Source organism: Pseudaminobacter salicylatoxidans (assembly GCF_003148475.1).
Classification (GTDB): domain Bacteria; phylum Pseudomonadota; class Alphaproteobacteria; order Rhizobiales; family Rhizobiaceae; genus Pseudaminobacter; species Pseudaminobacter salicylatoxidans.
In genome coordinates this window covers 83,064-101,618 of sequence record NZ_QGGG01000008.1, presented here as the reverse complement: position 1 = coordinate 101,618, position 18,555 = coordinate 83,064, and the positions used below count along the sequence as shown (strand labels likewise).

Genomic DNA, 18,555 nt, shown 5'->3' with positions numbered 1-18,555 from the left:
GTCGCTGCCACGGCCAGGGCGATTTTTGTGATCGCCGGTCAGGCCGACAGGCTTGCGGTGAGAAGCAGGAGGCCGAGCAGGAAGACGAGCCCCGCGCCACCGATCTCGATCGCGGCATGGATGCGATTGCCGGCGCGGCCGTCACCGGCAAAGGAAACAGCCCAGTTCTTGGCGGTGACCGCCATGATGGCCAGCGCCGAGACGGTGATGGCCGTGCCCACGGCCATTGCAAGAACCGAAAGAACGCCGCCGACCCAAAGGCCGTTGAGGAAGGCGAAGGTCAGCACGATCAGTGCGCCCGAGCAGGGTCTGAGGCCAACGGCGGCCACTGCTGACCAGGCCGTCTTCCAGTTGAAATGGTCGCCCGATATCATCGCCGGGTCCGGTGCGTGCGAATGCCCGCATGTGGAGCAGACCGTGCCCGGACCGTGATGGTGGTGATGATGATGGTCATGCGCGTGATCCGAATGATCATGGCCCGCGTGACTATCCTCGCCGGCAGGTTCATGGCTGTGATGGACGCAAGCGTGATCGTGATGATCATGCGCATGCGCCGCCGAAAGGCTGTAGGCCGGGTTCGCGCCGATCATGCCGCGAATGCGCGGCGCCGCCTTCTGCCAGAGCAGATATGCACCGAAGAGCATGACCAGCAGGTAGCTTATCACTTCCAGGAACCATGTCGCGTTGGTCATGGTGATGGAGGTGCCGCGCAGCACCAGGAACAGAAGTGTCATCATCGCGATGGCCGTTGCCGCCTGCAGGAAGGCCGAGACGAAGGAAAGCATGATGCCGCGCCGCAGCGCCACCTCATTGGCCAGCATGTAGGAGGAAATGACCGCCTTGCCATGACCGGGACCGGCGGCATGGAAAATGCCGTAGGCGAAGGAAAGGCCTACCAGCAGCCACATTTGCCCGCCGTCCTGCCGCATGGCCTTCAGCGCGCCGGTGAGCGCGCGATAGAATGCCTGCTGCTGGATGTTGATCCACATCATCAGGCCGCCGAACAGCCCGGTCGAGGGGATGGTTGCCTCGCTGGTGCCGATGCCGAGCGAACTCTGCGCATGGGCCATGCTCGAAAACTGGGCGAGCGCGCAACCTGCTACAAGAGCGGCAAATACCAGACGTCCGGTGGTTCTGTTCACGGGGCTATCCTTGGGCTGGGCAGGTGAGTTCGAGACGGGTGGCGAAAATCTTGCTCATGTCCGTGCCGGTCGGGTCGTTGAAGAAGGCGTCGGTGAGCGTTCCCTGGTTCTGGGCAAGCGCTTCTTCCGGATCGGGCCGGATGACGGTGCGGCTGCAATCGGCCGGCATGCCATCCACGGCCATGTTGTCGTCCTCGATGAAATCGATGGCCGTGTAGAAGGTCGGATCGTAGACGCCGAAACTGACCTTGCCGGAGAGCTTCAGCGGCTCCCTGGGCTCGGATTCGAACAGGATCAGGAGCTGGTCCTGATCGAAATTGGCCATGAGCTTTGGCGGCGGGTTCATCGCCGCGTCCTTTCCGTCGACCATCACGATCTGGAAATAGCCAAATTCGGCGAGCGACTCGTAGACGGTGTCCGATACGTCCTTCAATTCCGCGTCGTCGAGCTTGAGATCGCCGTTCTTGTCGAACTCCATCAGCACGGTGGACGAAAACAGGTCATCGAAGCGCCAGACATGGCGCAACGACTTTACCGTGCGGTCGGGGTTGACCAACACGTCCAGCCTCGCCTCGGCGAAGACATGGGGGTGGACGCTGGCGGGACCGGTCGAAACGAGAAGCACGGCGATGGACGCGGCAAGGGTCGTCGTTCTCGTTCTGACATGCATGGACGGTCGCATTCCTGTCGGGATTCGTGATTACCGAAGGTTATCAGAAACCCGGCGAAATTGGGACCATCCCGGGGAATGGGTCAGGCACGATCCTGCGGCTTGAACCACTGCACAAGAAAGTCCACGAACACCCGCACCTTTGCCGGCAGATAGCGGCGGTGTGGGTAGACCGCGAAGATGCCGCCGCCAGGCAGAATGCGGTCGTCCAGCACCGGCACCAGCCGTCCGGCCTCGATGTCGGATGCGGCGATGAAATCCGGCAGTATGGCAAAGCCGAGACCGGAAAGCGCGGCCGTGCGCGTGACGATGGGGCTGTTCACTTCCAGCCTGCCGTCTACCGACACCGTGATCGTCTCGCCGTTTTCTCCCAGGAACGGCCAGTTGGACAGCCAGCGCCCGTTAGTGTCCACGATGCAGGGCATATTGGCCATGTCCTGCGGCCGCTCGGGCTTGCCATATTTTTCGATCAGTTCCGGCGAGGCGCAGATGCGCACCGAGAACGGTGAGAGCCGGCGCGCGATCAGCGAGGAATTCTCGAGCCTCGAAATGCGGATTGCGAGGTCGAAACCCTCCTCGACCAGATCGACGAAACGGTCGTCCAGATGGGTTTCCAGCACGATGTCCGGGTAGGTCTTGGCGAAATCGATCAGCGACTGGCCGATGGGCGCATCGGCGAAGGTGCGCGGCGCCGACAGCTTGATGCGGCCTCTCACGTCACCGGAAGATTCGCGCACCGCGTCGGCTAGGCTGTCCACTTCGCGGACGATTTCAGTGGCGCGGCGATAGTAGGTGTGGCCGGCCTCGGTCAGCGAAAACTGGCGCGTGGTGCGGTTGAGCAGCAGCGCGCCGAGTTCGTCTTCCAGCTCGCGCACATATTTGGAAAGCAGCGCCTTGGAGCGGCCGATCTTGCGCGCGGCGGCTGAAAAGCCCTCCGCCTCCACCACGTCGATGAAGGCCCGCATACGGGTCAGTGTGTCCATTCAGTCACCTCTTGCCGTTGGGAAACGGCGGTTCACGGGTCGTCCGAAAAAAGGCATCCAGCCTGTCGCGCATCGGGGCCCGTCGTTCAACAAATCAGCAGCTTGGCGGCAGCTTCGTTCGATGCTCGGCTTTTTACAAGCGACCTCAAGATTTTTGTTGATTGTGACAGTGCGCGATCCTATATGCGCGCTTGCCCAAAGTCGCACGTGCCTGTGGGCGTCCCCCGACCCCTCGAATGGCGAGGACAGTCGGGACGGTACCCGGGAAGTAACGAGCCCGGTCGGTTAAGTGGCCAACCGCCTAGCCGAGGACGTCTTGAAGCAACGACGGTGCGGGCCTTTCTGGTGTCTGCCGATCGTCCATAGATCGGGGTTACTGAAGAGGCACACCTTCATTGCCGGCAGTGCGGAACGGGTCTCCCAATCCAAGCCAAGGCAGACAAAGCGAGCATATGCCGCAAGGCGCATGCTCATCGCCGCGTGAAAGCGTTTTTTCGTTCCGGGATCTCCACCGCCCGGCTCGTTGAATCGCATTCATGCCTTTGTCCATAGCGGCATCAGCGACCGGACGGGATCGCGCCGCAGCTTTGTTTTCGCGTGGGAAGAACCCCACGCAGAGGAGAGACCCATGGCCACCCAGCGCATCCTCGATTTTCTTGCCACCCGACGTCCCGAAGGTCCCTGCCTCGTGGTGGATCTCGACGTCGTGCGCGACAATTATCATGCCTTCGAGAAGGCCCTGCCGAATTCGAAGATCTACTACGCGGTGAAGGCCAATCCCGCGCCGGAAATCCTGCGCCTGCTTGCATCGCTCGGATCGTGCTTCGACACCGCTTCGGTGGCCGAGATCGAGATGGCGCTGGATGCGGGTGCCACGCCTGACCGTATCTCCTACGGCAACACCATCAAGAAGGAGCGCGACATCGCGCGCGCCTATGAGCACGGCATTCGCCTGTTCGCGGTGGACAGCGTCGAGGAAGTGGAAAAGGTAGCCCGCGCCGCGCCCGGCGCCCGCGTGTTCTGCCGCGTGCTGACGGATGGCGAGGGAGCCGAATGGCCGCTGTCGCGCAAGTTCGGCTGCGTGCCGGCGATGGCGGTCGACGTGCTGCGTCAAGCCAGGATGCTCGGTCTCGATGCCTATGGCGTGTCATTCCATGTCGGCTCGCAGCAGACCGACCTCGTCGCCTGGGATCGCGCGCTGGCCGACGCCAAGGCCGTGTTCTCGGCGCTGGCGCAGGAGGGCATCACGCTGCGCATGGTCAATATGGGCGGCGGTTTCCCGACCCGCTACCTGAAGGACGTGCCGACCGCGCAGGCCTATGGCGAGGCGATCTTCGACGCGCTCTCGAAGCACTTCGGAAACCGCATTCCGGAAACCATCATCGAGCCGGGCCGCGGCATGGTGGGCAATGCCGGCGTCATCAAGTCGGAAGTCGTGCTGATCTCGAAGAAGGCCGACAACGACAATGTGCGTTGGGTCTATCTCGACATCGGCAAGTTCGGCGGGCTGGCCGAAACGATGGACGAGGCGATCCGCTATCCGATCGTCACCCCGCGAGACGGCGATGCGGTGGAGCCCTGCGTGCTTGCCGGTCCGACCTGTGACTCGGCCGACGTGCTCTACGAGAAGGCGCCCTATCCGCTGCCGGTGTCGCTGACCATCGGCGACGAGGTGCTGATCGAAGGCACCGGCGCCTATACGACGACCTATTCGGCCGTCGCCTTCAACGGCTTCGAGCCGCTCCGATCCTACGTGATCTGACGGCTCGTTCCGGGCACCTGTTCGCAGGTGCCCGGCAGCCGCCAGATCATCCTGCCCGCCGATGGCTTCATCGGCGGCGGGTTCGCTCGTGGAACAGACCTCCGCTTGTGAAGGATCGCGGAAATGGAAAATGCAGACTGGATTGCCAAAGGCGCTAACGCTGAGGATTGGCTGATCTCCTCCACAAGAGGGGAGGTCGTCAGTTGCACGGCCTTCACCATCACCACCGAACAGGGCTCCGACATTCCCGCGCGTGAGGCAATGCTCGATCGCGCGATGGGCCAGCAGCGGCGGCGCAAGTCATCGGAAAAGCTGCGTCGTGGCCGCATGCCATCGGCAGGGCTGGCCTTTATTGCGCGTGATGCAGCGGGCGTCGTTATCGGTACGGTGCGGCTTTGGGACGTGACGCTTGGGGAGGGCGGGGCGAAAGCACTGCTGCTCGGGCCGCTTGCTGTCGAGCCGTCTCAGAAAGGCGCCGGCGTCGGGTCCGCCCTGATGCGTCACGCCATCGCCGAAGCGGCCAGGCTCGGCCATGGCGCGATCCTGCTGGTGGGCGATGCGCCCTATTATGCGCGCTTCGGCTTTTCAGCCGCCAAGACCGGATCGCTGGCTATGCCGGGACCTTATGAGCTGCATCGCTTTCTCGCGCTGGAGCTTGTCGAGGGCGCATTGAACGATGCTTGCGGAGTGTTGAAGCCAGCCGGGCGCAAGATGAAGACGACGCGGGTGAAGCTGGTCGCGTGAGAAGCCCGGCAAGTCAGCCGCCTGAACAAGGCCAAAGCAAAAGCCCGGCGCTCGCGTGAACGCCGGGCTTTTTCAAAGTCGCGGATCAGATTCAGAGAATCTGGCTGAGCGCCATGGCCACAGACATATCGCCATCGACCTTCAGCTTGCCGGTCATGAAGGCGGTGGTGGGGCTGAGATCGCCCGCGATCATCGACTCCAGATCGTCAAGGCTCAGCGTGATCGTGCAGTCGGCCGGTGCGTCGGTGGTGGAAATCGTATTGCCGTCGATGACGATCACCCCGTCGCCGACCGTGTCGAACTTTACCGAACCATGGAAGCCGGAAGCCTCCACGCGCGACCGGATCTTATCGGCGACAGCTTCGACACTCATGGCAACTTCTCCCTGGAATTCATTTTGGCGGTACCGCCTGATGAAAGCGGTTCATACTTTTCGTATAGCCTTTCGTTGACGTAAACGTCAATTTGTTCTTCCCGGGCAACCCGATTTCGAACCGCTTCTAGGCGGCCTCTAGTGAGCGGAGGCGGACGTTTTTGGAGCGATCGGCTGGCCGACATCCCGACGGGGGATCGACTTTCCGCGTGTTTCGTCGCGCGTCAGGAAGTCGATCTGATCGATGATGACTTCGTGGATCAGCTTCTGCTCCACGCGGGCGTTGATGCTGTCGCGGATGCCATTGCGGAAGGCGTCGAGATCGAATTTGGCGCGATTGGCAAAGTCGATCTGCGGGTTGGCGTAGAGATAGGAATACACCTGATCGGTGATCAGCGACTCGGCCGGCACCGTCAGCTTCTTCAGTTCGCTGGGATCGGCGGTGTAGACGAGGCGCGCAAGAAAATAGCCTTCGACATTGGCCTCGTTGAATACCGGCACGGTGATGATGTTCGTCTTGACGTAGTCAAGGCCGCCCAGCAGCGGTGGCAGTGCGCCGTCCTCCAGCTTGGCGCTGGAGGTCTGGAAGGAATAAAACACGGCGCCGAGCGTGACGATGCATATCCACACCGCCGCGCCGATGAACTTGATCAACGGGCCCACCCGAACTCACCTTCCGTATAGGTGCCGTCCGTCTCGGCACGCTGGATCACGCTCTGCATGAGGGCGGCGACCTCGCCCACCGCATTCATATGCGCCAGGATGACCGACTCGTTGGCGGCGAGCCGTTCGCGCAGATGCACGAGGCTGTCGCGATGCTCGGCCAGCACCTCGGCGTCCTCGATGCCCTTGGTGGCGCGGGTGAGCTCGTAGAGATAGCGGCTCTTGCGCATATTGGCTGCCTTGATGTCGAAATCGGCGCCGCCACGACGGATCGCGGCGGTTTCCTGATCAACAGCCTCCACGATGCGTCCGATGATCGCCGACAGATTGCCGAGCCGGGCCGCGGATGCGGCCCTGGTCTGCGCCGGCAGGTTCTGGACGGTCGGCTGCGGTTCGGTCATGATCGGTCTATCCCGTTGCGATTGTCAGATTTTCGGCCCCGAGGGGGCGGCGGTGGCGGCTTTGTCGCTGATGAGGTCGCGCGTCAGCTTGCGCTGCAGATCCTGCACCAGAGCCGTCGAAAGGCGGTTCTGCTCGTCGAGTTCGGCCTTGCCGGGTCCACCGGAAATCGGTCCCACGGCCTTTCTTTCCTTGCCGTCCATATAGTGGTCGCCCAGCACGCGGTCGGCGATGCCGATGCCGCCGCGCTCGGCCATGACGTCAGCGATCTTGCCGGCGAGCATGGATTTCCACATATCGCCCGCCATGCCCTTGCCGTAGACGTTCTCGGCTTCCTTGGGCATCATGTTCTGCACGAAGGTTTGCAGCACCATGGCCTCGAAGCGCTTGAAGGCGTCAGGCGCCTTCGCCTCCGCATTGGCGGTTGCAGCCTTGCCATAGCGGCCGGCATCGCCAAGCGAGAAGCTTGCCGATATGCCCCCGGCTCCGGTCGCATTGGCGCGCTTTGCCAGTTCCGCGCGGGCTTGTTGCACGCCCGACGGCTCGACCGCGCGGGCCACGTCCAGGACAATGTCGCTGGGGGGAGAGATCGCCAAGGAGAGACATCCTTCGTCGGGTTAACGCAACCTGCATTATGTGCAGGCAAGCTTGTGGCAACCTTACCGGTCGTCGGCCACGGCGTTGCGTTCGATGATTTCCAGCCGGTCGCGGTCGGCGCTCTGGCGTTCGTCCCATTGGCGCACCTCGCGATAGGCGCGCTCGACCATGTTGGTGCGCGCGGTCGCGACTGCCACCTTGCCGGCCTCGGTGCGAGCCAGTTCCTCCTGCTCCTGCCTGCGTGCGACCGCCTTGCCGATGCGACGATGATAGACATCCGGGAACATGCCCGACAGCGATCCCTTGGCATCGAAACGATTGACGAGTTCGACCGCCTCGTTCTCGGCGGCCGCCGCTTCCGACAGGAAGCCGGCATGGCGTGTCTCATGCAGGGCCTTGAGCTGCCTTTGCACCTTGACCAGTTTTGCCAGACGCTGCTTGCGGTCGGACATGGCGATTATCTTCCGATTGTGGTTGCGACGAAGCCATCGGCAAAAAGGCTGATCATGACGCCTATGGCGAAGTAGAAGATGATCAGGCCACCCGCGATGACGAAGGGCAGCGAGATGAAGTAGATCGGTATCTGCGGCACCAGCTTGTTGACGAAGCCGATGGTCAGGTTGACCAGTATGGCATAGGCCACGAAGGGGCTGCCCAGCCGCAGCACCAGGAGAAAGCTTTCCGACAGCGTGTCGGTGACATCGACCAGCGCCGCGCGCGGATTGAAAAGCGTGTTGAGCGGCGCGACTTCGTAGGACGTCACCAGCGCCTTGACGATCTCGTGGTGGAAGTCGAACACGAACAGCAGCAACAGCGCCGAGAACGAAATGATGCTGGCAAGGGCCGCCTGCGGTTCGTTCTCCTCGATCGCCGTGCCGCCCATGCCGCCATAACCGATGAGCATGGCGATGGCCGCACCGATGAAATGCAGCGCGAGCACATAAAGCCGCGCCAGCCCGCCGATCAGCCCGCCGATCATCAGTTCCGAGACGATCATCGGCGCAAGCACTTGCGGCCGGCGGTCGATGAAGGGGACGATGTGGTCCCACAGATGCACCAGAAGCGCACCGGTGGCCGCGACCGCGATGAACAGCCGGACCTGTACCGGCACGCGCGCGCTCGAAAAGCCCGGCATGATGAGGAAGCATCCGCCGATGCGACAGAAGGCGACGAAGGCCGCCAGCACCACTGTTTCGGGCGCTACGTTCACGAAATGGTTCCGAGCACCTTGATCTCGACGCCGCGCGCGATCTCCACATGCGAGAGCACGGGCAGCGTGGAGAACAGCCGCTCGATGATCATGCGCACATAGGGCCGCGAATCCGGCGCGGTGACGATGGCGAAGCGCTCGCCCGCTTCCAGATGCGCGCGGATGACCTTGGTGGCTTCCTGGCCGAATTCCTCGAGCTGACGCGGGTCGATGTCGAATTCGCGCACCTCGCCCTTGGGGTCGCGCTTGAGGGCCTGGTGGAAGGCGAGATCCCAGCGGTTGCCCAGCCGCAGCACCTTCAGCACGCCGCCTTCGCTGAGGTCGCCGCAGATCTGCTGGGCCATGCGCACGCGCACATGTTCCACGATCTGCTCGGTGCGGCGCACATGCGGCGCGATCTCGGCGATCGCCTCGATGATCAGATGCAGATTGCGGATCGATACGCGTTCGGCAAGCAGAAGCTTCAGCACCGCCTGCAGGCCAGGATAGGAAATGTGCGAGGTGCAGATTTCGTCGGCCAGCTTGCGGTATTCGGGGTCCTGCCGGTCCAGAAGGGCCTTCATGTCCTTGTAGGAGAGCAGTTGCGGCAGGTTGTTGCGGATCACCTCCGACAGATGCGTCAGCAGCACCGACATGTTGTCGGCGAAGGTATACTGCTCGCGTTTCAGATCTTCCACGAACATGTCCGGCACCGAGTAGGCGCGCATGCCGAAGGCCGGCTCGCGCACTTCCTCGCCCGGAATGTCGGGCACGTCGCGCTGCCCCAGCAGCACCATCACCTCGCCGATGCGCATCTGGTACTCGGCCACCACCGTGCCATGCACCTTGATCTGATAGGTCTTGGCCGGCAGGCTGACATCGTCGGTCAGCCGCACCTCGGGCACCACGAAGCCGTATTGCTGGGCGAATTTCTTGCGCATCTTGTTCATGCGGAAGGCCAGTTCCTGGTGCGACAGCAGCAGCTTGGTGGAGAGCTGCTTGCCGATCAGCAGCTCGATCTCGGCGGTCTTGAGCGAGTTCTTGACCGAGTTCTTCTCCTCTTCCTCCTTGCTAGCCCTGGCTTCCTGTTCCACCGCACGCGCGGCGGCAAGGCGCTCCTGCTCGCGGCGCGGAATGACGTAACCCACGGCCGCCATCGCCGCCGCCAGCATGATGAAAGGGAACATAGGCAGGCCGGGCATCAGCGACAGCACCACCAGAAGCAGGGCGGCCACATAGAGTGCGCGGGGATGGGCGCCGAGCTGGCCGAACACGGCCTGGTTGGCCGAGCCGCGGGTGCCGCCCTTCGACACCAGAAGGCCGGCGGCGAGCGATACGATCAGCGCCGGGATCTGGGTGACGAGGCCATCGCCCACCGACAGCTTGACGAAGATGTCGGTGGCCTGGCTCATATCCATACTGTGTCGGAAATAGCCGATGGCGATGCCGCCGATGATGTTGATGGCGGTGATGATGAGGCCGGCGATGGCATCGCCACGCACGAATTTCGAGGCGCCGTCCATGGAGCCGAAGAAGGAGCTTTCCTCCTCCAGCTCGCGGCGGCGGAGCTGCGCGGTCTTGTCGTCGATGACGCCCGCGGAGAGGTCGGCGTCGATCGACATCTGCTTGCCGGGGATGGCGTCGAGGGTGAAGCGCGCGCCCACTTCCGCGATACGCGTGGCGCCCTTGGTGATGACGATGAAGTTGACGATGATCAGGATCAGGAAGACGATCAGGCCGATCACGAAGTCGCCGCTCATCACGAGCTGGGAAAAGCCGCTGATGACATAACCGGCCGCGTGGGTGCCGACATTGCCTTCAGACAGGATCATGCGCGTGGTGGCGATGTTGAGCGACAGGCGCAGCATGGTGGCGATGAGCAGGATCGTCGGAAAGGACGAGAAATCCAGCGGCCGCTGGATCCACAGCGCCACCATCAGGATCAGCACCGACAGCGCGATGGAGAAGGCGAGGCCTACGTCGATGAGGAAGGCCGGGATCGGAAGAAACAGGACCGCAAGGATAACGATGATGCCAAGCGCGAAAAAGACGTCGCGACCGCTTCGGCTGGCGGTGCCGGAAGTCGTTGTTTCTACGAGGGCCACTTGCTTCTCCATGCTCGCTGCCCGCCGGCGCGCGATGCGGGCGCTTCGACCTTAGGGCGCCAAGCTTGCGCGAGCATGGGAGGGGACACCTCGGATGAGGAGGGTGAATTCCCTTGGAACAGATGCCGGATTTGCAGCCGCAGGCCTGCCATCACAGGGCTGTTCTCCGGCGATGCGACCGCACTCCGTTGTTTCCCCGGCCCAAGACGCGGCCGCTGGCGGCCTGATGTGTCCGCCTTCCTGTTTCAGCGAATGGTCGCGCGGACGGACATGGCTTTCAATCGGATGGATGGCTTCGCGCCCGGCGTGCTGGGAAGCTGGCTGTCCACCCAGGAGGCAACGCCTTCCGCCGAATAGCTGATCGGCTGGGCGCCACCGAAATCCAGCGTGGCGTTGAGCGCCTTGCTGCTTATGTCGATGGTCTCGTTATGGTTTACCTGGGCGAAGCTTATATCGGCATCCACGGCTTGGCTTTCCATGGAGAGAGCGGTGGCATGTCCCTGGAGCAGCAGCCTGACGGCGTTTGTCCGGGTCGTCACCGATTTGAAGTCGCCATTGAGTGATGCCTGCAGACCGTATTGCCTGATGGCAACATCGGCATTCGCCGGAATATTCGCATTGATGTCGTAGGAACAATCGTCGAGATCGGAGGAGGTGGAGGGCGCGACCTTGACGACCAGTGCGGCTCCCTGGACTCCGATCGAGGCGAGTGCCTGGCAGGCTTCGAGAAAGCTGTCGGAGGAGTTGGAACCGCTCTCGCGGGCACGGATCGACGCGCGGTAGGGCTGACCTGTGGCGGTGGTGATGGTGACTTCGCCGGCGGGGCTGTCGATGCGAACGTCGGTGACGCTTTTGGAGAGATCGACGGCCTTGGGCGCCGGCTTGGCGTGTGCCGGGGCCGCAACCAGCAGGGGGGCCGCGAACACAAGGGATAGGAGCGGGGAATTCGGCATGCGTTTCCTCCCGATCGGATCAATCGGTTGTCGGGAAGACCGCGAACCGCCATCCGCTGTCTTCGGGCTTGCATGTTTCCCCGGTTCCGGCACTACAGTCTATGCACAGTCTTCCGGTAAAATCGATCCCCGATTGGGATATGCCGTCAGAAACCGTGTTCGATCCGCTCGAAGATCACATTGGCGAAAGAGGAAATCTGCGCGCCCATGAACGGACCGGTCAGGGCCACGACCAGCATGATGGCCACGATCTTGGGCACGAAGGTGAGGGTGATTTCCTGGATCTGGGTCAGCGCCTGCACCAGCGCGATGCCCACGCCCACAAGCATCGCGGCCGCCACGGCCGGGCCGCTGGCGGTCAGCACTGTCCAGATGGCGTACTGGACGATATCGAGGGCGTCGGCCTCGTTCATGCGTCGGCTTCGGCCTCGGGCTTGGTGGGCTGGATGGTGATGCCGGGGCCGACGACGACCTGCGTGCCGTCCCTGAGTTCGGCGATGATGCCGTCGGAATAAAGTTTGACGGAGGCTACCTCGCCGGTCACGCCGTCGGCGGTGGTGATGGTCCGGCCGATCAGCGCATCGGCTTGCGAAAGCGACTGCGATTGCAGGAGCTGGTTCAGCTTGTCGTTGATCTGCACCGATTGCTCGACCTGTGAGAAGGAGGCGAGCTGGGCCACATACTGGGTGGAATCCATCGGGTTGGTCGGGTCCTGGTTGCGCATCTCGGCAATGAGCAGGCGCAGGAAAGACTGGTAGTCCACCGCAGTCTTCGACGTCTGGTCGGTGCCATTGCTGGTGTTGGTCGCAGTTGGATTGTTGTTCACGAGACCGATGGGGGCGACCATTTTATTCTCCTACGGCCAGGGGACGGGGCTGTGGTGCGGGCACGGGTGCGCTGGCGGCTGCAAGGACTTTCGCTTCCAGCGGATAGAGGCCGCGCACCGCCTTCAGGGCCTCATAGACCCGGTCTTCGCTGACCATGCGGTCGATCTGCTTGAGACCGATCTGGATTTCCCGCTCTTCGAAGGTGTCGATGAGGAGCGGCAGCGACTGGCGAAACAGCGCACGCGCCTCGTCGGCGCCCGACGGGTTCATCAGCATGATCTGTATCATGAAATAGAGCTGGCGCAGCGGCGTCGAGGCATCTTCCGGCTGCAGCACATGACCTTCCAGCAGAAACTGGACGTCGTTCAGCACTTCGAGCGTGACCTTGCGGTCGACCTTCACGACCGCGCCGTTCAGATAAATCTTCTCGTTGGGCTTCAGCGAAATCTTGAGGGTGCTTTTCATTGAATGCCGTCGCGGATTATCTGCGACACCTCGATGAGTCCCTCGAAATTCGTGGAGCGGCCGCTGCGCACCTCCTCGGCTTCGCGCATCAGCCACAGCCCAATGGATATCAGGTTGGCGCGCAACTCGCGCGGCAGTGCATTTTCGGGATTGCCAAGATCCTCGACGAAGACGGTCCACAAACGGTTCAGGAAGTAGATCGCCTCTATAGCCTGCCGCGAGCCGACGCCGTTGGCCTGTGCTTCGACCAGCAGGTCGATGGACCGGCTGAGGGCCTGCTTTTCGCGATCCTTGGCGTCGGCGACGGAATCGTCCTGAATATCGGCATAGGAAAACTGATACATGATGCTCCCAATCAGCTCAGGAATCTGAGGAGGCTGAGTTGCTGTATGCGCGCTGTCAGAGAGTATGCGGTTTCGACATGCGACATGAGTTCGGAAACGCGCGTGGCAGCTTCGTAGGGGTCGACGCCTTCAAGCGACAGGATTTGTCGTTCCATGAGGTCGCTTTGCTGACCCAGACGATCGGTGGCATCGCTCAGGCGCTTCTGCGCGATGCCCGTCTGCGAACGCAGATCCGTCAGGTCGGTCAACGACGACGCGACCAGCGACATTGCCTTGTCGACGAGAGCGGCCCTGGCATCGTCGGCAAGGGTATCGCTCAGAAGCTGGCTTATCATTGTAGCAGCCATGGCCATCTTGCGAACGCCGGAATGATTGGCGCTGACGGATGTCTCGTTGGTTTCGTTCAGCGAGATGCGGCTGGTGATCGCCTGATCCGAGGCGCTGGACCAGTCGCTCCAGCCGGCGCCCATGAACAATGGCTCCAGATATGTGCCGCTGAAGAGGTCCATGTCGGCGGCGGTGGGAAACGGATTGGTCGGGTCTGCGCCTGTGTCTGAAAGATACCGGGCATAGGCATCATCATATGCCGTTTTCGCGGCCGAGCCGGCCTGGAAGAAGTCATCGATCGGCTTCACATCCGTGTTGATGCCAGCAAAGATATACTCGCCGTTGACGCTGGTGTTGAGGGCGCCGATGAGCGACTCGAGCAGGTCTTCCGCGCCTCCGCGCAGCACATTGTCCTGAAGCGCTCCCGACCTGGCCGTGGTCAGGGTGGCCAGGAAGGCCTGGCCGCCTGCGGCAAGGTGGTCGAGAGCCTCCTGGGTGGCTGACAGCCTCGTGGCCGCGAGAGCATTGGAATCGATTATGCCCTTGATGCGTTCGAACTCGCGGTTGAACGTGACCGACTGTGCGGTGCGAACGCCCAGCGCCAGGCCCTTGTCGGCCACGAAGCCCGTGGCGTTTTCCTTCTGCGCCTTGACCAGATCCGCCTGGGTCTTCATCAGCGAATAGCGCATCGCCTCCGAAATGGCAGACGACGAGACGAAGCTTGCTTTCATGGCGCTACCTCACAGCCGCGAGCAGGGCCGACAACATGTCGTCGACGGCCTGAATCAGGCGGGCCGACGCCTGATAGGAGTGTTCGAGATCGAGCAGGTTCGACATTTCCATGTCCACATTGATGCCGATGTCGTTCGACAGCGCCTCGGCGGTGCGCACCGCCAGCGCTTCCTTGGTGTCGGAGGCGCGCGAAGCGTCCTGCCGCAGCCCCTGGAACCAGCCCACGGAATTGGACGCATAGCCGGTCAGGCTCGCCTTGTCGCCGTTGCCCGCGAGCGGATCGAAGTCCATCGGCTGATCCATGCGCTCATTATAGGCGAGCAGCAGGTCGGCATAGGATGCGCCGCCGTCGGCATTGTGGACGTAATCCGTGCCATTGGCGCCGCCGTCGCGCAACAGGTGCGAATTGGCGACGAATGCGGCGTTGACCGAAATCTGCCCAGCCAGCCCGTTGACCAGCAGGCCGCCATCGGGAACCGTTGGCGCGCCCGGCCAGGTAAACAGGCCGGCTGCATCGGGCAGGGCGCCGGAAGGGTCCGTTTCGGCGAAGGCGGAGATCAGGCCGCGCGCGACCTCGTCCAGTTGCTGCTGCATGGCGACGGCGACGCCGTCGCGAAGCTGGACCAGGCTGGAAAGCTTGCCGCCCGAATTCGTGTTGGCGCCCTTGCCGGCCTGAAGCGGCACGCCATCGATGTAGATCTGGTTGCCGGTCGCGCCGGGTGCATAGGCCGGCGCCGGCTCGAACGTAACGCTGCGAGGCACGGTCTCGAACAGCGTGGTGCCGTCGGCGGTCATGATGACCATGTCGTTGTCGCCGCGATTGAAGGTTGAGATCGGAACATACTCCGAAATCTTCTTCAGCAGCCCGTCACGCTGGTCCAGTGCGTCATTGACGTCGCGACCTGCGCGCGTGCCGGCGACGATCTCGTTGTTGACGTCCTTGAATTGTGCAAGCAGCGCGTTGAGGTCGGTGATCGAGGCGGCGATTTCCTGGTCTGCCTCGACGCGGAAGGTCTGGATCGCGGCCGCCCCTTCGTTCAGGCTGCGCACCACCTGCTGCGCTGCGCTGACGGCATTGTCGGCAAGGGTGCGGTTGGAAGGGGAGGCCGAATAGATTTGCAGGGCCTTCTGCAACTCGGCGATGGACGCTGCCGGGTTCATGGCGCCGTCAACGCCGTTGACGGAAAGGTTGAGCCGTTCAAGGCCGCCTGTCAGCGTGCTTTGCGCGCTCCACGAGGATGTTGCCGACAGGTTCTGGCGAAAGAGCTGCTCGCTGGTGGCGCGGTGGATGACGACGACGCGCGCGCCGGGAGCGTTGCTCGACAACACCGCAGTCCGCCGGGAATAATCGCTGTTCTTCTCCTGCATCACGTTGCGCGAGACGACGCTGGTCTGGATGCCGGTGTTGAGAAGCGACGATTGCGCGATGTTGAGTGCGGTGGAAAGTGACATACCCTAATCCTGTTCGGCGATGGCCGGGCCTATCTCTTGAGATTGACCAGAATGTCCATGAGGTCGGCGCCTGTCTGGAACACCTTCGAATTGGCCGTGTAGCTGCGCTGGGCCTCGATCATGTCGGTCAGTTCCTGCGCAATATCGACATTGGAGTTCTCCAGTGCGCCAGCCACGATCTTGCCGCGTCCGCTCTCGTTGGGGAATCCAAGCTGCACGGCGCCGGAATCCCCGGTCGGAACGAAGACGTTGCCCGGAAGCACCTGCATCAGGTCGGGGCTCGGAACGTCGGCGATCGGCACGCGGAAGATCGGCTTCATCGCGCCGTTTTCATATTGGGCGTAGACCACGCCGTCCTCGGCAATCTGCACGCCGGCGATGCCGCTGGGGGCCGCGCCATCGACCTTGGCATCGACGACCGTGTAGCTCTTGTCGAGCTGGGTCATCTTGGACAGGTCGATATCGATCGACTGCGCGGGCGGGCCGGGGATGGTGACGTTGACGTTGAGCGGCGTCGTGGTGAGCTTGCCGTTCGACGGGTCGAAGGTAAGTGTCTGGGTGCCCACCATCTCGTCGCCTGCGTAGGGGAAGGAGGTGTCGGGGGCGGCGTCCGATTGCTTGAAGATCGCGACTTCCCAGGTATTCGGCCCGGTCTTGGTGTAATAAACGTCGAGCAACTGTTCGCTGCCGAGGTGGTCGTAGGTCACCAGCGAGGACTTGGCGGAATATTTGGCCGTCGCGTTGTTGGCGGAAGGCCAATCGTTCGGATCAGTGACTTCTTCCGCATCGGCCGGCAGATTGGCCGTGAAGATGCCGGTGGCGGACGGAATGGCGACGAGGTCGGTCTGCGAGATGGTGACCGGCACCAGTCCGCCAAGGCCGTTGGCCACCACGCTTGGATTGCCGTTCTCGTAGGAATAGCCCATCAGCTGGAAGCCGGCAGCGTTCACCAGTCGCCCCTGCGCGTCCGGCACGAAGGAGCCGGCGCGGGTGAGCACGGGCGCACCACCGGGGCTCTGGACGACGAAGAAGCCCGAGCCGTTGATGGCCAGATCGCTGCCCGAGGTGGTGTATTTCAGGTCGCCCTGCTGGCTGATCGACGTGCGCACCGTCGTGGTCACGCCACCGGAGGTGTAGTTGCCGGTGACGGTCGGAATGATGAGCGAGGAGAACTCGGTGCTTGAGCGCTTGTAGCCGGTGGTGCTGGCGTTGGCGATGTTGTCGGCAACCGTGGACAGCCGGTTGGCTTGTGCGTTCATGCCGGACACGCCGGTGCGCATCATTCCGTACAAGCTCATAGAAACGTCTCCTGATTTTCCGGGCTCTGGCCAGGCAGGGTATAGTTCCTGACTTGTGCGAAGCTGGTGCGAGCTTGCCCGGCGCGGCCGGGCGGAGCGGATATGTCGGGCCGCGATGTATACATCAGGCGACCAGGCGGTAGCCGAGGAAGCGTTTGGAATCGACCGGATCGAAACCGAGCTTCTCACGCAGCTTCTTGCGCAGCTTGCTGATGTGGCTCTCCACCACGTTTTCCTCGACGTCCTCGTCGAAGATGCCGTAGATCGCGTTGAATACCTGGGTCTTGGTGACGCGACGGCCGCTATTGGTCGCCAGATATTCGAGGATGCGGCGCTCGCGGCGCGGCAGCGGCATCGGCTCGCCGTCGATCTCCGGGTCGCGGCCGTCGAGGAAGATGCGCAGCGGTCCGACCTGGGTGTAGGCCGCATCGTCATTGGCGCGGCGGCGGATGGCGTTGATGCGCGCAAGGATTTCACGGATGTGAACCGGCTTGTGGACGACGTCGTCGACGCCGGATTCGAACAGCTTCAGTGTGTTTTCCAGCGAGTGATGATCGCTTAGCGCGATCACCGGCGCGCCGGTGCGGTCGCGCAGACGGTGAGGGGACACCACATCATCGTCACAATTGCCGATGAGAAAGGCGCTGATCGACTTGAGGTCCGATTCGGCCGCGCTCTCGACCCATTCGCCGAATTCGGTCGAACGGAAGCCGGCGCTGGCAACACCCTCCCGGTCGAAAAGTGACGAATAGCCTTGTTTGACGAGCTCTCGCTCGTCCACGATCACGATCATAGATCCGCCCCCGAATCAGCAGTGGTAGTCTGTGCGTCAAGTCGTAAACGCAGAGGCGAATCCTGAAAAACCATCAAATCTTGTGGATGCTTTCTTGGGAGTCGGGAATCGCAAGGGTTGCACCTGGGCGCCCGGCTTGTTGAGCCGGCTTACCTCCCTCAAGGCGTGTATTCATTGACGTTGAGACTCGGACCGGGGCGGCAGGCGAATCCCGAGGCTGCCACTATGGCGTGCAGAAGGAACGCGCGTTGCTGGTCCACTTGCCGAAACCGGTGGCGACCATGTTCGCGATGACGCGGCACACATAGCGCTTCTGCGCCGGATCATTGTTCGGCCCGGCATGGTAGCGCGCCACCGCCATCGACCAGGTCATGTGCCTGGCATGAAGGCTGGCCAGGAAGCGCGCGGCGTAGTCCACGTTGCGGCGCGGGTCGAGCATTTCTGCCACGCTGCGGAACTGCTTGCCGTGATAATGGTGGTTGATCTGCATGCAGCCAAGGTCGATCAGCTTGGCGCCGCTGCGACGGGCTGCATTGAAGGAGGCCAGCGCCTCGCTGGCCGAGCGGGTAAATACAGCCTTTCCTTCGATGTTCAGTGCATAGGGTTGCAGACTGCCCTTGCGTCCGGTTTCGGTGAGGCCCACGGCATAGAGGATGCCGACGGGCACGCCATAGCGGTCCGCCGCGCGCAGGATTTCCGGCTCGCACGGATTGGTCGCGGCCGTCGCCGGCATCGCG

The 18,555-nt window shown here is 62.6% G+C and carries 22 protein-coding genes; 2 read left to right on the top strand and 20 right to left on the bottom strand.

Going from position 1 to position 18,555, the window contains the following annotated elements:
• Positions 1-38: 38 nt before the first annotated feature.
• The 3 genes from C7441_RS12650 to C7441_RS12640 all read right to left on the bottom strand — a co-directional run bounded on the left by C7441_RS12650 (position 39) and on the right by C7441_RS12640 (position 2,795).
• Positions 39-1,142 (bottom strand): nickel/cobalt transporter, encoded by a 1,104-nt coding sequence (locus C7441_RS12650; RefSeq protein WP_170125110.1) that lies wholly within the window; start codon positions 1,140-1,142, stop codon positions 39-41.
• A gap of 4 nt (positions 1,143-1,146) precedes the next feature.
• Entirely contained in the window at positions 1,147-1,812 is a 666-nt protein-coding gene (locus C7441_RS12645; RefSeq protein WP_109613171.1) for a DUF1007 family protein, read from the bottom strand.
• Between the two features lie 83 nt (positions 1,813-1,895).
• On the bottom strand, positions 1,896-2,795 hold the full coding sequence (locus tag C7441_RS12640; RefSeq protein ID WP_019173175.1) for a LysR family transcriptional regulator: 900 nt from the start codon (positions 2,793-2,795) through the stop codon (positions 1,896-1,898).
• Between the two features lie 628 nt (positions 2,796-3,423).
• Here C7441_RS12640 and odc2 point away from each other — a divergent pair.
• Both odc2 and C7441_RS12630 read left to right on the top strand, forming a co-directional pair.
• Positions 3,424-4,557 carry an ornithine/lysine decarboxylase gene (odc2, locus tag C7441_RS12635; protein WP_109613170.1) on the top strand — a complete coding sequence of 378 codons (1,134 nt, stop codon included), beginning with the start codon at positions 3,424-3,426 and terminating at the stop codon, positions 4,555-4,557.
• 123 nt (positions 4,558-4,680) lie between these two features.
• Positions 4,681-5,301 carry a GNAT family N-acetyltransferase gene (locus C7441_RS12630; protein ID WP_109613169.1) on the top strand — a complete coding sequence of 207 codons (621 nt, stop codon included), beginning with the start codon at positions 4,681-4,683 and terminating at the stop codon, positions 5,299-5,301.
• A gap of 91 nt (positions 5,302-5,392) precedes the next feature.
• On the opposite strand, the gene C7441_RS12625 is transcribed toward C7441_RS12630, so the two are convergent.
• From C7441_RS12625 to C7441_RS12545, 17 genes are all read right to left on the bottom strand, one after another.
• The gene (locus tag C7441_RS12625; RefSeq protein WP_019173178.1) at positions 5,393-5,674 is read right to left on the bottom strand and encodes an SCP2 sterol-binding domain-containing protein; all 282 of its coding nucleotides are present in this window, start codon (positions 5,672-5,674) and stop codon (positions 5,393-5,395) included.
• Between the two features lie 138 nt (positions 5,675-5,812).
• Positions 5,813-6,328, bottom strand: a complete 516-nt coding sequence (locus C7441_RS12620; protein WP_244916130.1) for a hypothetical protein — start codon at positions 6,326-6,328, stop codon at positions 5,813-5,815.
• A complete protein-coding gene (locus C7441_RS12615) occupies positions 6,325-6,738 on the bottom strand; it encodes a hypothetical protein (RefSeq protein WP_019173180.1) in 414 nt (137 codons plus the stop codon). Before C7441_RS12615 ends, C7441_RS12620 begins: the two co-directional genes overlap by 4 nt.
• A gap of 24 nt (positions 6,739-6,762) precedes the next feature.
• Positions 6,763-7,332: a rod-binding protein gene (locus tag C7441_RS12610; RefSeq protein ID WP_109613167.1), complete on the bottom strand. Its 570-nt coding sequence runs from the start codon at positions 7,330-7,332 to the stop codon at positions 6,763-6,765.
• A 63-nt stretch (positions 7,333-7,395) separates the two neighbouring features.
• On the bottom strand, positions 7,396-7,785 hold the full coding sequence (locus tag C7441_RS12605; protein ID WP_109613166.1) for a hypothetical protein: 390 nt from the start codon (positions 7,783-7,785) through the stop codon (positions 7,396-7,398).
• Positions 7,786-7,790: 5 nt separating this feature from the next.
• A complete protein-coding gene (gene fliR / locus C7441_RS12600) occupies positions 7,791-8,543 on the bottom strand; it encodes a flagellar biosynthetic protein FliR (protein WP_109613165.1) in 753 nt (250 codons plus the stop codon).
• Positions 8,540-10,639, bottom strand: a complete 2,100-nt coding sequence (gene flhA / locus C7441_RS12595; RefSeq protein ID WP_170125109.1) for a flagellar biosynthesis protein FlhA — start codon at positions 10,637-10,639, stop codon at positions 8,540-8,542. The genes fliR and flhA overlap by 4 nt, the downstream gene beginning before the upstream one ends.
• Before the next feature lie 233 nt (positions 10,640-10,872).
• A complete protein-coding gene (locus C7441_RS12590; protein ID WP_146201458.1) occupies positions 10,873-11,580 on the bottom strand; it encodes a hypothetical protein in 708 nt (235 codons plus the stop codon).
• Positions 11,581-11,726: 146 nt separating this feature from the next.
• Positions 11,727-11,993 (bottom strand): flagellar biosynthesis protein FliQ, encoded by a 267-nt coding sequence (gene fliQ, locus C7441_RS12585; protein WP_109613163.1) that lies wholly within the window; start codon positions 11,991-11,993, stop codon positions 11,727-11,729.
• Positions 11,990-12,427: a flagellar hook assembly protein FlgD gene (gene flgD, locus C7441_RS12580; protein WP_019173187.1), complete on the bottom strand. Its 438-nt coding sequence runs from the start codon at positions 12,425-12,427 to the stop codon at positions 11,990-11,992. The genes fliQ and flgD overlap by 4 nt, the downstream gene beginning before the upstream one ends.
• Before the next feature lies 1 nt (position 12,428).
• Positions 12,429-12,872, bottom strand: a complete 444-nt coding sequence (flbT, locus tag C7441_RS12575) for a flagellar biosynthesis repressor FlbT (protein ID WP_019173188.1) — start codon at positions 12,870-12,872, stop codon at positions 12,429-12,431.
• Positions 12,869-13,216 (bottom strand): flagellar biosynthesis regulator FlaF, encoded by a 348-nt coding sequence (gene flaF, locus C7441_RS12570; protein ID WP_019173189.1) that lies wholly within the window; start codon positions 13,214-13,216, stop codon positions 12,869-12,871. Before flaF ends, flbT begins: the two co-directional genes overlap by 4 nt.
• Before the next feature lie 11 nt (positions 13,217-13,227).
• The gene (locus C7441_RS12565) at positions 13,228-14,274 is read right to left on the bottom strand and encodes a flagellar hook-associated family protein (protein WP_109613162.1); all 1,047 of its coding nucleotides are present in this window, start codon (positions 14,272-14,274) and stop codon (positions 13,228-13,230) included.
• A 4-nt stretch (positions 14,275-14,278) separates the two neighbouring features.
• Complete coding sequence (gene flgK / locus C7441_RS12560; RefSeq protein ID WP_109613161.1) at positions 14,279-15,727, bottom strand: flagellar hook-associated protein FlgK; 1,449 nt, start codon at positions 15,725-15,727, stop codon at positions 14,279-14,281.
• Positions 15,728-15,756: 29 nt separating this feature from the next.
• On the bottom strand, positions 15,757-17,025 hold the full coding sequence (locus C7441_RS12555) for a flagellar hook protein FlgE (RefSeq protein WP_170125108.1): 1,269 nt from the start codon (positions 17,023-17,025) through the stop codon (positions 15,757-15,759).
• A 124-nt stretch (positions 17,026-17,149) separates the two neighbouring features.
• The gene (locus C7441_RS12550; RefSeq protein ID WP_109613159.1) at positions 17,150-17,818 is read right to left on the bottom strand and encodes a response regulator transcription factor; all 669 of its coding nucleotides are present in this window, start codon (positions 17,816-17,818) and stop codon (positions 17,150-17,152) included.
• A 223-nt stretch (positions 17,819-18,041) separates the two neighbouring features.
• Positions 18,042-18,551 carry a transglycosylase SLT domain-containing protein gene (locus C7441_RS12545; RefSeq protein WP_109613158.1) on the bottom strand — a complete coding sequence of 170 codons (510 nt, stop codon included), beginning with the start codon at positions 18,549-18,551 and terminating at the stop codon, positions 18,042-18,044.
• Positions 18,552-18,555: the final 4 nt, after the last annotated feature.

Bases quoted from the DNA above. Each gene is read 5' to 3' on its own strand.
- C7441_RS12645 (WP_109613171.1), bottom strand. From the start codon at position 1,812: ATGCATGTCAGAACGAGAACGACGACCCTTGCCGCGTCCATCGCCGTG.
- C7441_RS12640 (WP_019173175.1), bottom strand. From the start codon at position 2,795: ATGGACACACTGACCCGTATGCGGGCCTTCATCGACGTGGTGGAGGCG.
- odc2 (WP_109613170.1), top strand. From the start codon at position 3,424: ATGGCCACCCAGCGCATCCTCGATTTTCTTGCCACCCGACGTCCCGAA.
- C7441_RS12630 (WP_109613169.1), top strand. From the start codon at position 4,681: ATGGAAAATGCAGACTGGATTGCCAAAGGCGCTAACGCTGAGGATTGG.
- C7441_RS12625 (WP_019173178.1), bottom strand. From the start codon at position 5,674: ATGAGTGTCGAAGCTGTCGCCGATAAGATCCGGTCGCGCGTGGAGGCT.
- C7441_RS12615 (WP_019173180.1), bottom strand. From the start codon at position 6,738: ATGACCGAACCGCAGCCGACCGTCCAGAACCTGCCGGCGCAGACCAGG.
- C7441_RS12605 (WP_109613166.1), bottom strand. From the start codon at position 7,785: ATGTCCGACCGCAAGCAGCGTCTGGCAAAACTGGTCAAGGTGCAAAGG.
- flhA (WP_170125109.1), bottom strand. From the start codon at position 10,639: ATGGAGAAGCAAGTGGCCCTCGTAGAAACAACGACTTCCGGCACCGCC.
- C7441_RS12590 (WP_146201458.1), bottom strand. From the start codon at position 11,580: ATGCCGAATTCCCCGCTCCTATCCCTTGTGTTCGCGGCCCCCCTGCTG.
- fliQ (WP_109613163.1), bottom strand. From the start codon at position 11,993: ATGAACGAGGCCGACGCCCTCGATATCGTCCAGTACGCCATCTGGACA.
- flgD (WP_019173187.1), bottom strand. From the start codon at position 12,427: ATGGTCGCCCCCATCGGTCTCGTGAACAACAATCCAACTGCGACCAAC.
- flbT (WP_019173188.1), bottom strand. From the start codon at position 12,872: ATGAAAAGCACCCTCAAGATTTCGCTGAAGCCCAACGAGAAGATTTAT.
- flaF (WP_019173189.1), bottom strand. From the start codon at position 13,216: ATGTATCAGTTTTCCTATGCCGATATTCAGGACGATTCCGTCGCCGAC.
- C7441_RS12565 (WP_109613162.1), bottom strand. From the start codon at position 14,274: ATGAAAGCAAGCTTCGTCTCGTCGTCTGCCATTTCGGAGGCGATGCGC.
- flgK (WP_109613161.1), bottom strand. From the start codon at position 15,727: ATGTCACTTTCCACCGCACTCAACATCGCGCAATCGTCGCTTCTCAAC.
- C7441_RS12555 (WP_170125108.1), bottom strand. From the start codon at position 17,025: ATGAGCTTGTACGGAATGATGCGCACCGGCGTGTCCGGCATGAACGCA.
- C7441_RS12550 (WP_109613159.1), bottom strand. From the start codon at position 17,818: ATGATCGTGATCGTGGACGAGCGAGAGCTCGTCAAACAAGGCTATTCG.
- C7441_RS12545 (WP_109613158.1), bottom strand. From the start codon at position 18,551: ATGCCGGCGACGGCCGCGACCAATCCGTGCGAGCCGGAAATCCTGCGC.